The 15836-nt window shown below is 34.5% G+C and carries 12 protein-coding genes and 1 tRNA gene; 7 read left to right on the top strand and 6 right to left on the bottom strand.

Going from position 1 to position 15836, the window contains the following annotated elements; genetic code table 11:
• Positions 1-130 precede the first annotated feature (130 nt).
• The 3 genes from PVV59_RS04050 to ppdK all read left to right on the top strand — a co-directional run bounded on the left by PVV59_RS04050 (position 131) and on the right by ppdK (position 4228).
• The gene (locus PVV59_RS04050) at positions 131-631 is read left to right on the top strand and encodes a DUF721 domain-containing protein (protein ID WP_273754738.1); all 501 of its coding nucleotides are present in this window, start codon (positions 131-133) and stop codon (positions 629-631) included.
• Positions 632-714: 83 nt separating this feature from the next.
• Positions 715-1371: a DsbA family protein gene (locus PVV59_RS04045; RefSeq protein ID WP_273754737.1), complete on the top strand. Its 657-nt coding sequence runs from the start codon at positions 715-717 to the stop codon at positions 1369-1371.
• Between the two features lie 190 nt (positions 1372-1561).
• On the top strand, positions 1562-4228 hold the full coding sequence (ppdK, locus tag PVV59_RS04040) for a pyruvate, phosphate dikinase (RefSeq protein WP_273754736.1): 2667 nt from the start codon (positions 1562-1564) through the stop codon (positions 4226-4228).
• A gap of 1752 nt (positions 4229-5980) precedes the next feature.
• On the opposite strand, the gene PVV59_RS04035 is transcribed toward ppdK, so the two are convergent.
• Positions 5981-6823 carry a peptidoglycan-binding domain-containing protein gene (locus PVV59_RS04035; protein WP_273754735.1) on the bottom strand — a complete coding sequence of 281 codons (843 nt, stop codon included), beginning with the start codon at positions 6821-6823 and terminating at the stop codon, positions 5981-5983.
• Positions 6824-7996: 1173 nt separating this feature from the next.
• Here PVV59_RS04035 and PVV59_RS04030 point away from each other — a divergent pair.
• Together PVV59_RS04030 and PVV59_RS04025 are read left to right on the top strand one after the other, a co-directional pair.
• A complete protein-coding gene (locus tag PVV59_RS04030; RefSeq protein ID WP_273754734.1) occupies positions 7997-8371 on the top strand; it encodes a DUF5330 domain-containing protein in 375 nt (124 codons plus the stop codon).
• A 107-nt stretch (positions 8372-8478) separates the two neighbouring features.
• The gene (locus PVV59_RS04025; protein ID WP_273754733.1) at positions 8479-8889 is read left to right on the top strand and encodes a SufE family protein; all 411 of its coding nucleotides are present in this window, start codon (positions 8479-8481) and stop codon (positions 8887-8889) included.
• A gap of 108 nt (positions 8890-8997) precedes the next feature.
• Here the strand turns inward: PVV59_RS04025 and PVV59_RS04020 are convergent, their stop codons facing one another.
• Positions 8998-9435 carry a MucR family transcriptional regulator gene (locus PVV59_RS04020; RefSeq protein ID WP_273754732.1) on the bottom strand — a complete coding sequence of 146 codons (438 nt, stop codon included), beginning with the start codon at positions 9433-9435 and terminating at the stop codon, positions 8998-9000.
• Between the two features lie 863 nt (positions 9436-10298).
• Here PVV59_RS04020 and PVV59_RS04015 point away from each other — a divergent pair.
• Complete coding sequence (locus PVV59_RS04015; RefSeq protein WP_273754731.1) at positions 10299-12392, top strand: S9 family peptidase; 2094 nt, start codon at positions 10299-10301, stop codon at positions 12390-12392.
• Between the two features lie 80 nt (positions 12393-12472).
• Here PVV59_RS04015 and PVV59_RS04010 read toward each other — a convergent pair whose 3' ends face one another.
• Positions 12473-13075: a superoxide dismutase gene (locus tag PVV59_RS04010; RefSeq protein ID WP_273754729.1), complete on the bottom strand. Its 603-nt coding sequence runs from the start codon at positions 13073-13075 to the stop codon at positions 12473-12475.
• An 871-nt stretch (positions 13076-13946) separates the two neighbouring features.
• On the opposite strand from PVV59_RS04010, the gene PVV59_RS04005 reads away from it, so the two are divergent.
• A tRNA-Gln gene (locus tag PVV59_RS04005) sits at positions 13947-14021 on the top strand.
• Positions 14022-14097: 76 nt separating this feature from the next.
• Here PVV59_RS04005 and PVV59_RS04000 read toward each other — a convergent pair.
• The 3 genes from PVV59_RS04000 to PVV59_RS03990 all read right to left on the bottom strand — a co-directional run.
• A complete protein-coding gene (locus PVV59_RS04000) occupies positions 14098-15144 on the bottom strand; it encodes a tyrosine-type recombinase/integrase (RefSeq protein WP_273754728.1) in 1047 nt (348 codons plus the stop codon).
• Between the two features lie 2 nt (positions 15145-15146).
• Positions 15147-15398, bottom strand: a complete 252-nt coding sequence (locus PVV59_RS03995) for a hypothetical protein (protein ID WP_273754726.1) — start codon at positions 15396-15398, stop codon at positions 15147-15149.
• 109 nt (positions 15399-15507) lie between these two features.
• The coding region (locus PVV59_RS03990; RefSeq protein ID WP_273754725.1) for a YqaJ viral recombinase family protein at positions 15508-15836 on the bottom strand (329 nt) is incomplete at its 5' end.

The following is a 15836-nucleotide window of genomic DNA, read 5'->3' as shown; positions in this document are numbered from 1 at the left end:
TTTTTATTTTCGAGATTTTTGCTGAAGAGAGAATGTCTATTTTGTTGATATTATATAAATTGGAAAGGTAATAATTTTTAGATGAAACAAATGATTGTAATTGAGTAAATGATTGAACAATGATCTAAAAATGAGAAAACAACTAAAAAAGCATGCTTTTTATTCTCTTTCGAGGACGGTTTTGAAAATACTTGATCCAGTTTTACGTAAACGGACAGGGCTTAATGTTGCGCTTATAGAGCATTGGCCACAAATTGCGGGCTATGATATCAGTAAACATACAATACCCCTTAAAATTATTTGGAAACGTCGGGCAGATCAAGATGAAGTTTTTAAGCCCGCAACACTTGTTATTGCATGTGAAGGATTTGCTGCGTTAAAATTGATGCATGAAACAGAAGAATTGCTTCATAGAATTAATGGATTTTTTGGTTATATTGCTATTGATCGTATCAAGATTGAGCAAAGAAGTCTGTCGATTTTTATGAATCATGTGCCTCTAAAGCCAACTTTGAGTGAAATAGATAAAAAATGCTTGGAAAAAATGCTCGAAGGGATTGAAGATAAAAGCTTACGCCAATCACTTTATAAACTTGGCAGTTGCATTTTCTCGGAAAAAAATAATAAATAGCAAGATATTTTAGATATTTTTCTTTAATATATGCAAAAGCATTGGATTCCTATTAGTTTAATAACAACAGAAAAGTATTATTTATGGTAAAATATCGTTCTTTTTTATCTCTCGGAATAATTTTTCTCTTCATAACGATTGTACAAAACAGTGTAACAGTTGCTTTAGCGCATGGCCCCAAACCTGTTGCAACGGTAGATATGGCTGAGCTTCTTCAATCGGGTAGAGTAAAGGATCGCTTTGAAGGAGAGGCAGATGCTCCAGTCATCATTGTTGAGTATGCTTCGTTGACATGTACGCATTGTGCGCATTTTTATAATGATATCCTTCCTCAAATTCGTAAAAAATATATCAAAACAGGTAAAGTAAAAATGATTTTTCGCGATTATGCTTTTGATCCTCGGGCAACAGCAGGTTTTATGTTAGCACGATGTGCACCAGAAGATCGCTATTTTCCTTTGATAGAAGTTTTATTTCAAAAACAAAATGAGTGGGTTTGGGTAAAAGATGCTCTAACGCCGTTGAAAAAAATTAGCTTAATGGCGGGTTTTACAGATGAGAGTTTTACTGCGTGTTTGAAAAATCAGGCCATTTTAGATGAAGTGAATGCATCTTTTGAGCGTGGTAAAGAACTTGGTGTCACAGCAACGCCTACTTTCTTTATCAATGGTGATAAATATGAAGGTGCCATGAAAGTAGAAGACTTTTTTTCGGTGATTGATAGTTATCTTAAAAACTGAGTTTTAATCCTCCAAAAGGTGGATAAGTGAGATATGTGGTCATTTCTCTTTTGGAATGATTGTTATTATGCATTTATGAAGTGATTATGAAACGATATTTTTTGTTTTGCCGGTTTTAAAATCAAATCATTGCATTTAAATGAGCTTAGGTTGAATGATATTTTGATGCTGATATGGGAGGATTTGTATAATGAAAAAATGGGTTTATAGTTTTGGAGATGGTAGCGCAGAAGGAAGCGCAAGCGAGCGTAATCTTCTGGGAGGTAAAGGCGCTAATTTGGCAGAAATGAGTAATCTGGGTTTGCCGGTACCGCCCGGCTTTACTCTGACAACAGAAGTTTGTAATTTTTATTATGCCCATGACAAATCATATCCAGAAGAGCTACAGGAATCTGTTAAGAAAGCGCTAAGACGCGTTGCTGAACAAACCGGACGTGAATTTGGGAATGAACAAAGACCCCTTTTGCTTTCTGTTCGTTCAGGGGCGCGAGCTTCTATGCCAGGGATGATGGATACAGTGCTAAATCTTGGCATGAATGATGAAACTGTCAAAGCGATTGCTTTACAAGCCAATAATGAACGTTTTGCTTATGATAGTTATCGGCGTTTTATCCAAATGTATTCTAACGTTGTTTTGGGGTTAGACCATTCGTATTTTGAAGAGATTCTTGATGAAGTAAAAGCACACAATGGTTACACTGTTGATACAGAAATGACAGCAGATGATTGGAAAAATGTCATTATTTCTTATAAAGCCTATGTTGAAAAACAATTAGGAAAGCCTTTTCCACAAGATCATGAACAACAGTTATGGGGGGCGATTGGAGCTGTTTTTTCAAGTTGGATGACAGCACGTGCAGTTACTTATCGCCGTTTACATGGCATTCCTGAAAGCTGGGGAACGGCCGTGAATGTGCAAGCTATGGTTTTTGGTAACATGGGGGAAGATTCGGCAACAGGTGTGGCTTTTACACGCAATCCATCGACAGGACAAAAAGAACTTTATGGTGAATTTTTAGTTAATGCGCAGGGGGAGGATGTTGTGGCGGGGATTCGAACGCCTCAAAATATTACAGAAAATGCACGTATTGTTGCTGGTTCAAATAATCCGTCTTTAGAAAAAATCATGCCTGAAGCTTTTTTTAAGTTATGTCAGATCGCGCAGAAGCTTGAGCAGCATTATCGAGATATGCAGGATCTCGAATTTACCATTGAAAAGGGTAAATTATGGATGTTGCAGACTCGTTCAGGAAAGCGCACGGCTCGTGCAGCTCTCAAGATGGCAATTGAAATGGTTGAAGAGGGTTTAATAAGTCGTGAAGAGGCTGTCATGCGTATTGATGCAAAGTCACTTGACCAACTTTTACACCCAACACTAGATCCCAAAGCAGAACGTTTTGTTATAGGACGTGGTTTACCGGCGTCTCCTGGAGCCGCAACGGGTGAAATTGTTTTTACGTCAGAAGAGGCGGAAACAGCATCGGCAGAAGGGCGCAAAGTTATTTTAGTCCGTGTAGAAACAAGCCCAGAAGATATTCATGGGATGCATGCAGCTGAAGGAATTTTAACAACGCGTGGTGGCATGACAAGCCATGCTGCTGTTGTAGCGCGGGGGATGGGAAAGCCATGTATTTCCGGTGCTGGTAGTGTACGGATTGATTATAACACAAATACGCTGCTTGCTTCAGGAGAAAGCTTTAAAAAGGGTGATATTATCACAATTGATGGTGGAAGTGGGGAAATTTTCAAAGGGAAGGTTGCGATGTTGCAGCCCGAACTTTGCGGAGACTTTGCAAAGTTGATGGAATGGGCTGATGGGATGCGACGTATAAGAGTTCGCGCCAATGCTGAGACACCATCTGATGCCCGTATGGGGCGTTCTTTTGGGGCTGAAGGTATTGGTCTTTGCCGTACGGAGCATATGTTTTTTTCTGGTGAACGTATTGTTGCCATGCGTGAAATGATTTTAAGTCATGATGAAAGTGGACGTCGCAAAGCGTTAGATAAGCTTTTGCCAATGCAGCGTTCAGATTTTAGTGAATTATTTGAAATTATGTGTGGTTTGCCTGTGACCATTCGCTTGCTCGATCCGCCACTCCATGAATTTCTACCAAAAACCGATGCAGAAATTCTTGAAGTTGCAAAAGCTATGGGGGTTTCTGTGGAAGCGCTTGCTGAACGCGCACAGCAGTTGCACGAATTTAACCCTATGCTTGGATTACGAGGATGTCGTTTAGCCATTACTTATCCTGAAATCGCTGAAATGCAAGCGCGGGCGATTTTTGAAGCGGCAGCAGAAGCCGCCCAAAAATCTGGATCTCCTGTTATGCTTGAAATTATGGTGCCACTTATTGCGCTTAAATCTGAACTTGATTTTGTCAAAGCGCGTATTGATCAGGTTGCTGAGGAAGTGATGAAAGAAAAGGGAAGTTCTATTCAGTATATGGTTGGGACGATGATTGAGCTTCCAAGAGCAGCGCTTCGAGCCGATGAAATTGCTGAAACAGCAGAATTTTTTTCATTTGGAACAAACGATTTGACACAAACCACTTTTGGAATTTCCCGTGATGATGCTGCTCCTTTTTTGGCAACTTATTTTCAAAAAGGTCTTTTAGAACAAGATCCTTTCGTATCTATTGATCGTGATGGTGTAGGAGAACTGATTGCTATTGCTGCACAGCGTGGACGCTCAAAGCGTGCAAAAATAAAATTGGGAATTTGTGGTGAACATGGAGGTGATCCTGCTTCTATTGCTTTATGTGAAGAAAATAACCTAGATTATGTTTCATGTTCTCCTTTTAGAGTTCCAATTGCCCGTTTAGCGGCAGCGCAAGCTGCGATAGCAAAAAAAATATAACGGGTTAATATTTTTTATTGTATCGTTACCAGTGAAATAAATTTTTATGTACGTTCTTTTATTTTATTCCTTAAAGAAAATACAAAGCATTTCTAGAATCCTCTATAATTTATAGCATGTGAGAAAGTGTATTTTTGAGAGGGGCATGAAAGAAAGTATGAGGCAAGATAAAACAAAGGGTTATTATTAATAGGCTTTCACGTATGGACGGGTTACTTGATAGAGAGTGGGATGCTATTGTGCAATTAATTCATGCGTTTGCCTTTTAACAGGATGAACGCCTCACACAAAACAGAATGCTTCAAACAAACGCATTTATTTTGTACATTGATAGGCTGTTTTGAAGAAATGCCTCCTAATCCATTTCAAATTATTATTCGTAGAATGGGATTATGTAAAACTTCTTGTAATTATAAAATTTCCTCAGAGTTTATAAAACTCCCTGTGCGCTACCAACTTTATGTTTATGAAGAAATATAAAAGTTATATAAGGCATTGATTATAAATATAATTTATATATTTATCATATTGAATATTCTCCCGAATATCATAACATTTTCTCATTTCAGCTTCTTTTATAATTGAATCAATGAAAACTATATTTTTTGCTTTTATAGGTGGAGAGAACTATGTAGATAAAAAATTAAAGCGAAGATATGCTTTTTTATAAATCGTCTCAAGTTTCAAGAGTTGTTACAATATTGAAAGTAGGGACAGTGTGTAATGATGCCAGCTTTCTTCTTTACAAGCATAAAGATGATAGTGCACAGCGGAATTGCTATTATATTATTCGCGGGCATTATTGCAAAATGGGTTTGGGTACTTTGAGAGTGTTTATTTCAAAGAAAGCCCCGTGAATGGCAAAGTATATTCCATTTGGGATGTTTTATTTTACGTTAGGAAATATTCCAAAAAGACACGTGATAAATAAAAGCGTGAGGCAATACTCTCCATTATTTAAAAGAAGATACGGCTTTATATGTCTTTGAAAGCCGTAAAGTTAAATGAAAAGAAAATGACCAAAATGGCAAATGTTTTCTACTCTTAAAACTTTTATGTTCGGCCCACATTAAGCTGTCTTCCTGTTTTCGAAAGATTACACAAACAGCAGATATACGCGCGTGCACCCCTTTGGTATACAAAAGCGACAACAGTAGAGAAAGCGCCTTAGTCTTTATCTCAAATATGCGATTGAATGAGGACTTAAATGTTGATTGACAAGCAACAACAAAAGCACAGGCTTTTTTAGAAAACAACGTTATAAAATACAAAACTTTCCAATTATGAATTAGAGAAATGTGCCGGCCTTTTTAAAATACTTTGCAAAAGAACAGCCATAACACAACCGGCTTTTCATCTCATTATTCTTACAGGTGTTCGGACATATTTTTGCGTTATATTCACAAAATCAAATTGACAGTAATTATGGATCATTTCTGGCTCGAAAATATGAAGGGAAGGTGTGATACGACAACAGAATTTCGTGTCCCGTGACCATCAGAAGCAATAAAAATTTTAGAGTAAGTGCCTTTGCTTTCTTTACAATGATTTCTTTTTTCTGCAATCGGTTGTGATCCCCTTGCTAGCCAATTGTATGGCTCAATATGGAATATGTAAGAAAACTATTCTGATTATTTAATATAGAAGGGTTTACGGTAAAGAAATATTTTTGTATTCGAATACATTAAACAAGAAAATGATCAATTATCATTATAAATTAAGAGATTGTTTTTATGATATAGACGATTAGCTTTAATTTAATAAACCAATTTCACGCATTTTCATTAAAATTGTGGAATTAATTTTTCCCGTGATAGGAAGGTCAAACATTTTTTGAAACTGTTTTAAGGCTTCTATGGTTTTTTGATCTTCTATTCCTGTGACAAGAATTTCCTCATGACCAAAATTACGTAAAGCTTTTTGCACCTGTAAAATATCTTCAACAGAAGGATCTAAAATAGCTTCTTCTGAATTTGTTATATTTCTTGTTGTTGTATCATTTGCCATTTCTATTTCGCTCTGCTTAATTAATACTGCAATTTCATCTGTTTTGGCGTTGGGTAAAACGTCAATTTTCTTTTTTTGAGTCGCTTGTTGTTTCCATAAAGCGATGGCACGACGCGTTTTAGGTCCTTCTAGTCCATCTAAAGGTCCATCATAAAGTCCTAATTCTGCAAGTTCTTTTTGCTTTTCCAGCATGCTTGCTGATTGAGGGAGGAAAGGTGGATTTGTGTTGTGATGACTCGAAGAATTTAATGAAGTTACACGAGAGGATTCTTGTGATTTTGATTCTTTTTCAGATAGATTAGAGCTTTTTCCTATATTGTGAGTAGAAGAAAACTTTATTTGATTGAAAATATTTTTATGTGGTGTCATTTGCAAAAATAAAGCATTAACTGAAACAAATAAAAAACTAATGCTAAAAATAATAGAGCCAACAAAAAATAAAGTATTTTTTCGTGTATAGAAATAAAGAGTTTTTGTTATCCAAAAAATAAACTGAAAAATTATAAGAAGAAGAGTAATAATAAAACTACTATGGTATTTACGATGTTTTATAGCTTTTTTTCGGGATGTCTTTCGCTTTGTTGTCATTAGTTTTGATTTTCAGTTGCGTTTATTTTTCACAAAAAACGAATGTAAATGATTTCTTATTTCAAGCTAGGAAGAAGTGCAGTGATATTAGTGTTTTTTCCTTTTAGATTCCTAGAATAAGCAGGTTCATTATATCCATTTATAAGTTGATAAATCAACAAGAGTTCTTATCAACATTTATTAATTTCATATTTTACAAATTTTTAATCTGTATAAGAGAGCATCAAATGATTAACACTCAAGACTCTATAGTGTTTTCAAACGAGCGTTATCACATTTAAGCATCTAAACAATAATGCTACGTTATTCTTCATTTTTGGCACATATGTTTGCCTATTCTTTAAAATCAAGTTGGGAATATTTTCCTATAATGCTAGAATGGTGATAGTCATTATCATTCTTTATAACTTACATATAGAGAGTTACTTATCCGTAAACGATTTGGTAAGAGCAATTTCCTCTTGGTGATATTATATTTTGGCATAAACTCCTCCTATTCATATTCACTTATTTTCATAAGTATCAATTAAATTGATGTTTACAGTATTATAAGAAATCTTAGCTTGAGATGAAATCATAAGAGATGCCTCTGTTTTTTATATTTCATCGACATGTTGATCATATTTATGGTGTGTCAGTAAAATTTTTATAGACAATATAAATATTTTATCGATAAGAGAGTCAAAATAACAGAGTTTCTCTCTCTTTAGCCTAGCCCTTTCAACTAAACTTAAAATGATGAGTTATTATTAAAAATAAGTATATACACAATAGGGAAAAGAAATTGGATTCTGTATTTAATCCTTGTCTTATCTCTACACTTTCTTGTGGAATAAAAAGTGACAATTATGGGGTGTACACTTCTTATCCCTTATATACGATCATGATTATGTCTCTTATTTTTTATCATAGATTCTTATATTAATATTATATATAAGAATCCTCTAACTGTATGATATTTCGTATAACTTTGGTGTTATTTTTTGCCGAATAGACAATATATCCCATTTTTATACAGCGACATTGTATCATATTTATAAAAAAGCTAACGATATAGGTCCAATAAATGAATACTCAACTTTATAAAAAACTCGTTTTATAAATTTTTTATAAAGGTACAGTGTGTAAAATACCTCTTTTATTGCCTTTACCACTGCGGTACATTAATTGCTCATGATACGTTTTTTAATCAAATTATCATTTTTTTTGTTTTTTGTTTTTGTCATTATTTCATTTTTTGTAGCAAATCCAAGCAGTAACCATTCTTCTAATTCAAAAAATAATGAGACAACAACAAGTGATGTAATTATTGCGTTTAAGGAAGCTTTAAATGACTTAGGAACATTTTGTGATCGTAATAAAGAAACTTGTAAAGTAGGAAAGTCCTTTTTAAGTTTACTTGGCGAACGCGCATATTACGGTGCAAAAGCTGTTTATGAATATTTAGGGCATATATTAGGGAACAAAAATAATATAGAGATTTCTCCTAATGTTTCTCACAAAATGGAAATAAAAGAACTCTTACAAAATCATACAATGTTATCTTAAAATAAGAATCTTTAACGTCTTTCATATTCATTATATTAGGAAAATAAATATTTATCTACCAATAAATATATTCAACATGATTATTAAAAGGAAACAGGACTAAGATAATGGCGGAAACAATCGACAATATTATAGAAAACTTTTCGCTTTTAGATAATTGGGAAGATCGTTATCGTTATGTCATTGAGCTTGGCCATGAATTGCCACCTTTTCCAGAAAGTGCTCGAAACGATGCCCACAAAGTTCCTGGTTGTGTTAGCCAAGTGTGGCTTTTATCATCACGTAATAATTCAGAAGATCCAATAGTAACGTTTCAAGGTGATTCCGATGCCCATATTGTGCGTGGACTCATTTATATTCTTTTGGCTTATTATTCAGGAAAAAAAGCTTCTGAAATTCGCAACTCTGATGCTCAAAATCTCTTTGAGAAACTTGGTTTAAACGAAAATCTTACACCACAACGATCCAATGGTCTGAAATCAATGATCAAACGAATCCATAACGAAAGCTCTATATAGTTCCCTTTCTACAAATTGCTATACACACAAAAGCTTTACAGAAAACGTGCACTCTAAAAAGCAACTTTATATAAATCTATATAGGAATTATTTTTTCGAAAAATATAACTATTTAGCTTTTTTCCGTTTGCTTTTGCGTCCAAGTCCCATCTCTTTGGCTAAAGCTGATCGTGTTTTCGCATAATTAGGCGCCACCATAGGATAGGAACTATCTAACTGCCATTTTTCACGGTATTCCTCTGGTAACATTCCATAATGTGTCATGAGATGACGCTTGAGAGATTTAAATTTCTTTCCATCTTCAAGGCAAATGAGATAATCAGGAAATACTGAACGTTTTGGATTAACGGCAGGCCTTTGTTTTTCAGCTTCAACTTCAGCTAACTCTAGATTCCCTGCTTTACGAAAAGCAGCATGGACATCAGCAATCAAACTTGGCACTTCAGTCGGTCGAATAGAATTATTACTCACGTAGGCAGCAACAATATCAGCAACCAATGTAATAACTAAATTGCTTTCAGTCTCTAAGACTGCACGATGTTCCATTCTTGTTTCCTTTAATTCAAAATCGAGTAATTCAAAGTCGAGATATAGTGCATATACTCATAATATAAAGATCCGATGCACATAAGTTTCATATTGTACAAAAATCTTTTTTGTCAATTCAATTATTCTATAAAATTGCCAAAACACAAAAAAATCAAATAAATACCTCTTTTTTGTCATAATATACAATAAGAAAAACAAAATTCTTACATATTAAAGATAGTTTTATTCTATAACATATCATACGTAATATATGATATATCACAAATATAAAAAAATATAAGATAAAATTTATTTATTTTTTTTGAAAAGGTAAAAATAAAATTAAGAATTATAAAAATATAAGGTATAAAATATTAATTTTATTTTAAATATTTATAATTTATTAAATATGTTTTTTTGTAAAATCTAATTTTCTTTTTATGATTTATATTTATAAAGTTAATAATATAAAAAATACATATCATAAATATAAAAAAATATCACTACTTATAATATACATATATTCCTTAAAATGTAAATAATATTTTTTTATTTTTTATAATAAAATGATAATAATTTAGATATATTTATTATATTATGTAAAATTATACATTTATACTGTATCAAAAAAATCAATTCTTTCTTGACTTAATTGTCTTACCGTCACTTCCATTATAAAAGTGGTGTTTTCTCCCTCAAAAACAATAGCTATGATAGCTAATGAATATATGATAGCTAATGAATAGAAGGATATTAATTGTATAAATGATCGCGATGCTATTTTTGCAAGTGTGTAGAAATTATATTTTTATACTTGCACCAATAATTGTGATTCTAACATATAAACGAAGCTATTAACATATTTAAATATAGGATTGTGTATGACCCGCACTTTTACAATTCCTCCCAAAGCATCTAGAATCACTCATAAGGAAATACATCATGGTATTTTTCGTGATGATTCCTATCATTGGTTACGTGCATCTAATTGGCAAGATGTTTTTAAAAATCCTAACTGTCTTGATCCCAATATTCGAGATCATCTCGAAAAAGAAAATGCTTATCAAGCGGCTCAAATGGCTGATACAAAGCCATTAAGAGATTTGCTTTTTACCGAAATGAAAAGCAGGATCCAAGAGAATGATAGTTCCATTCCTATAAAAAATGGACCTTTTGCTTACGGATTTTCTTATGTTACCGGAGGGCAACAACCACATTATTTTCGAACATCAAGAAATGGTGAAGAAAGACATGTTTATCTTAATGGTGATATTTTGGCTGAAGATAAAGAATATTTCAATTTTGGTTCAGTCCGAGAATCTCCTGATCATAGGTATGTTGTATGGACCTATGATGATAAAGGATCAGAATTTTATACAGCTAAAATTCGTAATTTAGAGACATTATCTGATTTTACGGACACCATAATTGACACATCCGGACAAATTGTGTGGGATGCTCAATCTGAAGGCTTTTTCTATACAAAGGTGGATGAAAATCACCGTCCCTCAGAGCTCTATTATCATCGCCTAAACACGGATCAATCACAAGATAATCTTATTTTTCGTGAAGATAATCCAGGTTTTTTCTTAAATGTAAGCGGTTCTAAGCTTCATGATGTTATTTATATTAATATTCATGATCATGAAACCTCAGAGATCTGGTTAATTCCTGCTAAAGCGCCTCTTAGCGTTCCTCAATGTGTACGAAAACGGCAAAAAGGTATTGAATATTCACTTACAGAAGGTGGTGATGTATTTTATATTCTTACGAATTTAGATAATGCAAAAGACTTTAAAATTATGGTCGCACCGTATTCGGCTCCGCAATCAGAAAATTGGTCAGAGCTTGTGTCCCATCAGCTTGGACGTTTAATCCTATCCTATGATGCGTATCAAGACTTTCTTATTTGGCTTGAACGCTTTGAAGGGCTTCCTCGTATAAAAATTATGGAGCGTACAACGAAACAAATCCATTCCATTTCTTTTGATGAAGAGGCTTATTCTTTAGGTCTGCAAGGCGCAGCGGAATATAATAGTCAGTCCATTCGCTTTTCTTACTCATCGATGACAACGCCTGATCAAGTATTTGATTATGAGGTAAAAAGTCGCAAACGGATATTGCTAAAGACGCAAATAATCCCCTCTGGCCATAATAAAGATGAATATATAACGCGACGTGTTATGGCCATCGCAGAGGATGGTGAAAAAATTCCCATCTCACTTCTTTATCATAAAAATACATCCCTTAACGGTTGTGCACCTTGTTTGCTTTACGGTTATGGTGCTTATGGGATCTCTATACCAGCCAGTTTCAATAGTAATGCCCTCTCTCTCGTAAACAGAGGTTTTATTTATGCTATTGCCCATATTCGCGGAGGAAAAGAAAAAGGGGTTGAATGGTATGAGAAAGGAAAACATCTTTTTAAATATAACACATTTACTGATTTTATTGCTTGTGGGCGCTATCTTGTAAACAATAAATTCACAGCCCATGATCGGCTTATTGCACATGGTGGTTCGGCAGGAGGCATGTTGATGGGAGCGATTGCCAATATAGCACCACAGGATTTTGCTGGGATTATAGCCAATGTACCTTTTGTTGATGTTTTAACAACGATGCTTGATGCTTCCTTACCCCTAACGCCCCCTGAATGGCCCGAATGGGGAAATCCTCTTGAATCACAAGAAGATTATAATCTTATCGCTTCTTATTCTCCCTATGATAACGTCAAAGCGCAAAAATATCCTCCTATGCTTGTAATCGCAGGATTAACAGATCCTCGTGTAACTTACTGGGAACCTGCAAAATGGGTAGCAAAATTGCGTGAGTTAAAAACAGATGATAATGCAATTTTATTGCGTATTAACATGGATTCAGGCCATGCTGGGGCGGCTGGACGTTTTTCAAAGTTAGAAGAAGTTGCTTATATCTACGCATATATTCTAAAGATAGCAGGAAAAGATCGTTGCTAATCTATAATATCTTTGTTTGTCAGTCCCTATAATTTATAAGATTATAGGGACTTATAGACACTAGAAATTATCGAAACAGTTTACAATCCGCAATCTTCATAAAGTTTTAAAACATAATCCCAATTGATCAAATGATCCACAAAAGATTCGAGATATTTCGGACGAGCATTGCGGTAGTCAATGTAATAGGAATGTTCCCACACATCCACACCTAGAATAGGTTGAGCATCATGAATCAAAGGATTCTCAGCATTAGACATTTTCATAATTTCAAGCTTACCATCTTTAACAGCAACCCATGCCCATCCAGAGCCAAATTGGGCACCAGCAGTAGCAATAAAATCAGCACGGAACTTGTCATAGCCACCTAGATCAGATTCAATAGCTTTTGCTAGTTTTTCAGGTAGTTTTTGACCACCACCATCTTTTTTCATCCAATGCCAAAAATGGTTATGATTGTAATATTGCGCTGCATTATTAAACAAACCAGTATTTTTTCCAAAACTTTTTTTTACAATCTCTTCAAGGCTTTCATTTTCCAAGCCTGAGTCTTTTATAAGGTTGTTGGTATTGGTAAGATAAGCGAGGTGATGCTTATCATGATGATATTCAAGCGTCTCGCGTGACATATAAGGCGAAAGAGCATCGTAATCATAAGGCAATGCAGCCAATTCAAAAGCCATTTAAAAATCTCCTCGATTCTAATTGTTAAGCTCACTCCAAAAATCTAATTTGCCATTTGCAGCATCTAAAAGCAAATGTTGGATGCTTTTATATATGTTAATTAATTTTAATGTCTCTCTTTTTGTAAAAAGAGCTCTTAGGAAATGTATTTAAACCAATCAAAAGGGACACGAGTCTATAATAAATAGTGCTTCTAAAGATTTTTTACAATTATGAATGGATAAAAATAGCATGATTTTTTGAATAAAAAGTAAAGGGAGATAGCTATCAACCCTTGTTTTTTCTCTCTATTTTTCCAAATACGATATAAAATACTTTTAATTTTTGTAAAAACTCTCAGCTTATTAGTGTGTTATGGTGTTTACAATAGCATATTAAGTCATATTTTTAAAAAAGATTTTTCAATGCGCTTAATTTCATTTCATAGCGCTATTCATAAATCTAGCATATAAAATCATTGGATATTATCATCTTTACGTTTAATGAAAGAGTATAGCAGGATATCATACACTTTGCTAACTTCCAATGTAGCAAAAATTTTTTAATTGAGAAAGATGAGATTTGAATATATCAAAAAAAGCAAAGCATATGTTAATTTATTAGAGACATAAATGATAAGATTTTCATTTTCTATTTTTAAGAAATTAATAAAAGAGCAAAATAAGACAAAATAATTGATGGATAAATGGTTGTGACTTGTGCTAAAAGAATAACTGTCTATTCGTTTCTATTGGGAATTTGTATCGTTGCGTATCGTACAAGGTGTAGAGACTTTAATAATAAAAAAGTAAGATCTTTTATTTTCAGATATTGCGTCTCTTCATAGGAATCGCTATAAGGTGCAAAAAACGGCTGTAAAGCATATTTTTTTGGGGTATAGCCAAGCGGTAAGGCACCGGTTTTTGGTACCGGCATTCCCTGGTTCGAATCCAGGTACCCCAGCCATACTTTAATGAAATCAATGATTTATCAGAAAGTACGGGAATTTTATTTCCGTTGATTCCTTTAACTTATTTTCTGTCTATCCCGAACCTTTTTGAAGTTTTTTAATTGCTTCTATTGCGAGACGTTTGCGATCTGCGCTTTTTGTGTAAAGAGATGCCATGTTATCTTCTGTCCAGCCAAAAAGCGCTTTCATTTGTGAAACCGTAGCACCGGCATTAGCTGCGCGGGTGGCCGCTAATTTTCGCAATCCATGCGCTGATTTTTTAATACCTGCTGCATTACAAGCTTTACGAAATAGATTGCCAAAACTTTCTTTAGTCAGTTTTTTACCTTCTTTTCCACAAATAAATGTTTCATCACCTACGGGACCAATTTTAAGGGTTTCTGCAAGTTCCGGTAAAATAGGAAGAAAAACATCTGTTTTAAATTGGCTCTTTTCTGTTTTGAGGTGGATAATATTATCTGTTGTGACATCTTTCCAGCCGATACGAACGGCATCACCACGACGCAAGCCGGTATAAAGAAGAACATCGATCCATACGCGTTCATGTGTACCAACAGACCAATGATGATAATATTTATCTATGTCTTCTTCTAACCATGGGGTGAAACCTTCTACGTTAAAAGATTTTGGTGGTTTTATGTTAAAAGCAGGATTTCTGTTTAAAAGAGCATTATCAACCGCCCAATTAAAAAGACCATTTAAAGCCGTTAAAAAGTGTTTTGCTGCTGCGGGAGTATCACGCCTTCTGTCTACAGCATCAAGAATATGTTGTTTTTCTATACTTTTATAGGCGCGATTACCAATATGTTTAGAAACATTATTCAGAATTCGATATTTAACTTTTTTCGTTGACTCTGATTGATTATGCCATTGCATGCTTTGTAAATACTGATGCAATAACCAGTCAAAAGACCCTTCTGTAAGCTTAGTGCGTTTCATTATCTTAGAAGAGCCATTTTGCACGTGCTTAAGGGCAAGTGTATAATTGTCAACAAATTCTTGTGTTCCGTAAGTTCCTTCAATGCGAAACCGTGGTCCATGACCAATACGGACATACCATATGACTTTACCATGGCGTGTACGTTCACGAACAAGATAGGGTGGACGACGCTTTGGCATGGTTAGAATTCTATGCCGTCAACAGAGGGGCAGAATGGATTTGTACTACATTCTTCTTGTTCGTTTTCAAGAGGTGGAAAATCTTCAATACTATAAGCATTATTCCTTGTTGTTGGTGATGTTATAGTTTTATTGATATGAATGAATAACTCTCCAGTAGGTTTTATTTCTACAACCTCTGCGCCTTGTTTTTTTGCTTCTCTTAAAGCGCGTGCAATGGCTGGTTGTGTTATGGTAGGTGGGCGGTGTGCCATGTCTATTCCCCTTGATTTAGGTGCAATTCACCCGTGTTGTGAATCACGTATTGATTAAAATTATTATGAAAGGGTGGGGGTGCTGGGAGGAGAGAGCACCCCCATAGGTTTAAGCAGCTTTTGCCAAAATCTTTTGCATCTCTTGCTCTATTTCTGCTAAAAAGATTTCAACCGCTTGATTGATTTGTTCGATTTGTTCTTCATCACGATTGATGCGTTTGATCTTCATTCTCAAACTAGTAGATTTGCCTACAAAGTTTGGATTATAGCTCATGAAATGACACCATTTACGTCCCGTGCAAGCCATTTGAAATTGCATTTGTGCGATATATTCAGGCTTGATAGTGTCATCTATAAAAAAGCGTAAATGGTTTAATGATTGTAGGCATTTAATCTCAATTAAACCGTCCTCACCAATAAGCCCATCAGGACTAGCAC

Source organism: Bartonella sp. MM73XJBT.G, assembly GCF_028618435.1.
Taxonomy (GTDB): Bacteria; Pseudomonadota; Alphaproteobacteria; order Rhizobiales; family Rhizobiaceae; genus Bartonella.
This window is presented reverse-complemented; position numbering and strand designations above follow the sequence as displayed.

Excerpts from the sequence above, each read along its gene's own strand:
- PVV59_RS04050 (WP_273754738.1), top strand. The coding sequence starts at position 131 with ATGAGAAAACAACTAAAAAAGCATGCTTTTTATTCTCTTTCGAGGACG.
- PVV59_RS04045 (WP_273754737.1), top strand. The coding sequence starts at position 715 with ATGGTAAAATATCGTTCTTTTTTATCTCTCGGAATAATTTTTCTCTTC.
- ppdK (WP_273754736.1), top strand. The coding sequence starts at position 1,562 with ATGAAAAAATGGGTTTATAGTTTTGGAGATGGTAGCGCAGAAGGAAGC.
- PVV59_RS04035 (WP_273754735.1), bottom strand. The coding sequence starts at position 6,823 with ATGACAACAAAGCGAAAGACATCCCGAAAAAAAGCTATAAAACATCGT.
- PVV59_RS04030 (WP_273754734.1), top strand. The coding sequence starts at position 7,997 with ATGATACGTTTTTTAATCAAATTATCATTTTTTTTGTTTTTTGTTTTT.
- PVV59_RS04025 (WP_273754733.1), top strand. The coding sequence starts at position 8,479 with ATGGCGGAAACAATCGACAATATTATAGAAAACTTTTCGCTTTTAGAT.
- PVV59_RS04020 (WP_273754732.1), bottom strand. The coding sequence starts at position 9,435 with ATGGAACATCGTGCAGTCTTAGAGACTGAAAGCAATTTAGTTATTACA.
- PVV59_RS04015 (WP_273754731.1), top strand. The coding sequence starts at position 10,299 with ATGACCCGCACTTTTACAATTCCTCCCAAAGCATCTAGAATCACTCAT.
- PVV59_RS04010 (WP_273754729.1), bottom strand. The coding sequence starts at position 13,075 with ATGGCTTTTGAATTGGCTGCATTGCCTTATGATTACGATGCTCTTTCG.
- PVV59_RS04000 (WP_273754728.1), bottom strand. The coding sequence starts at position 15,144 with ATGCCAAAGCGTCGTCCACCCTATCTTGTTCGTGAACGTACACGCCAT.
- PVV59_RS03995 (WP_273754726.1), bottom strand. The coding sequence starts at position 15,398 with ATGGCACACCGCCCACCTACCATAACACAACCAGCCATTGCACGCGCT.